Origin of the sequence: Finegoldia magna, from assembly GCF_018371055.1 — a bacterium.
Taxonomy (GTDB): domain Bacteria; phylum Bacillota; class Clostridia; order Tissierellales; family Peptoniphilaceae; genus Finegoldia; species Finegoldia magna_I.
The window spans coordinates 1-2,001 of the sequence record NZ_JAGYZD010000281.1 but is presented as its reverse complement, the minus strand read 5'-3'; the positions used below and the strand labels follow the sequence as shown (position 1 = coordinate 2,001).

The window sequence follows — 2,001 nt, the reverse complement described above, 5'->3', positions numbered from 1 at the left end:
GCTTGAAAACATTTGTTGCAATTTCGTAAACATTGCTCAAATATTTACAGAAGGTTTGTGATTTTGTTCCAAATCTAATAAATACTTTTTCTTTTCTATACCAAATTTATATCCAGTGAGCTCATTGTTTTTTCCGATCACTCTGTGACAAGGTACTAAAATCATCAAATCATTTGAGCCAACAGCTCTTCCAACTGCTCTTGCTGATGTTTTTGTGTTGTAAATTTTTTCGTATTTTTCTTTGATGTCGGTGTATGTCGCAGTTGTTCCATACGGAATTTCACATACTAATTTCAATATCTTAGTTGCATAATCTGATTTGTCTATTAATATATCGTCAAATTGCCCTGTAATCTTACCCGAAAAATAATCGTCCAAATAATTCTTACATTTTTCAATTATTTCATCAGTCCCCTGTTCTACAAAATAATCCACGAATTCACATTTTATTATATGTTCTCCGTCGCTTTCTATAAGAATATTTCCTATTTTTGATTTGTAAATTTCTCTCATATAAAAAAGCTCGGATTACTCCGAGCTATCTCCTTTATTTTACATTTAAGCCTTTGATGAAGTTGGTAAATAATATAGATAATACAAGTGCTATTACCCCAGCTCCCAAATAAATATACATATTAAGTCCACTAAATAATTTGAATGCTGATATTAAATATTCTGAGAAGAATACATTTAAAGCGATAATAATTGCAGTAAATAATATGAATATTTTCACGGCACCGAATTTGTACGCTAAGAATATCAACGAATTAAATGCAAGGCTACACACTGATGTGATTACAAAAACTATTGGCATATATGATAACAATGAGCCTTTTGTGAACAATCCTATCTTGTCGTAATAAATTTCGATTTGTCTAGCGTGTAAGAATCCCGACAAAACTCTTGTCAAATAAATTATTCCAATTATCACACCAAAAACTAATGCCACATTGAAAATTCTTTCAAATATTGTAGCTTTTTTGATTTGTTTTCTGTGGTATGATGATTCGATATTTATTCCAAAATCTTGAAAATAATCCTTACTTGCTATTAATAAAAAGTAGAAGGTGTTTAACAAAAACATTGGCACAACGTAAGTGAACAATGGTAATTTGCTAAAATCGAATTTCCAAATTTTAAAATAAGAAAGTCCTCCTATTATAGCCAATATTACAACAGACACGAGAAGAGTGTAAAATAAATAAGATATACTAGCCGATAGCTTCTGTCTTAACAGTCTTTTCATAATTTCCCTCCTCAATCATTGTAATTAGTTCGTCTAACGGTAATTGTTTTACTACACATCCGTTATTTTCAAGTAAAAGGCGTTCATCTTCGTTGATGCTATCAAACATTTTTATTTCATCTTCGAGTCCATCAGAAGTTCTAGTCAATATTCTCTTGTAATTCATCGCCGATATGATTTCTTTTGGTCCACGAATCACCTTAGCATTTGTCAGTATATTGTGCTTGGAGTCTTTGAATTTAATTCTACCATCTTGCATTAAAATCAAATAATCGAAGAACACTTCCTCTACTATTGGCGATGAAATCAAAACCGTATTTCTGATTAATTCTTGTCGTTTTTTCATAATGTCAATAAATTCCAATGAAAGCTTCCTATCGGCTATTTCAAAGTTTTTAAGAATTACTATCTTTTTGTTTGTAGCCAAAGCAGCCGTCATCAACACAATATTGCAGTAATCTTCCTTCAAATCTTCTAACCTTGCAAACTCGTCAATTGCAAAACCTTTGAGTACAGAATCTACAAATTGTTCATCGAAATAAGGATTCAACTTCTTTTTTAATTTAAGATACTTTTTCACTTTCATTGATGAGTTGTAATCTTGTAAAAATGTTGAAAATTCTACTTCATTTGTTAGTTTTGGAGTCTTAAGTACATTTTCTTTGTCTTCGAAACCATACAAAAACTCCCCATTGTATTTAGTTGTAAAAGATCCTAAAATATCAAACAATTCATCAATATTTTTGTCGTGACCT

The 2,001-nt window shown here is 30.5% G+C and carries 3 protein-coding genes; all 3 read right to left on the bottom strand.

What is annotated here, in order from left to right:
• Positions 1 to 36 precede the first annotated feature (36 nt).
• Entirely contained in the window at positions 37 to 513 is a 477-nt protein-coding gene (locus KHW44_RS09080) for a methylated-DNA--[protein]-cysteine S-methyltransferase (RefSeq protein ID WP_154253744.1), read from the bottom strand.
• Between the two features lie 34 nt (positions 514 to 547).
• Complete coding sequence (locus KHW44_RS09075) at positions 548 to 1,246, bottom strand: hypothetical protein (RefSeq protein WP_304068709.1); 699 nt, start codon at positions 1,244 to 1,246, stop codon at positions 548 to 550.
• A partial coding sequence (locus KHW44_RS09070; protein WP_304068706.1) for an ABC transporter occupies positions 1,212 to 2,001 on the bottom strand: 790 nt, incomplete at its 5' end. The genes KHW44_RS09075 and KHW44_RS09070, both read right to left, overlap by 35 nt.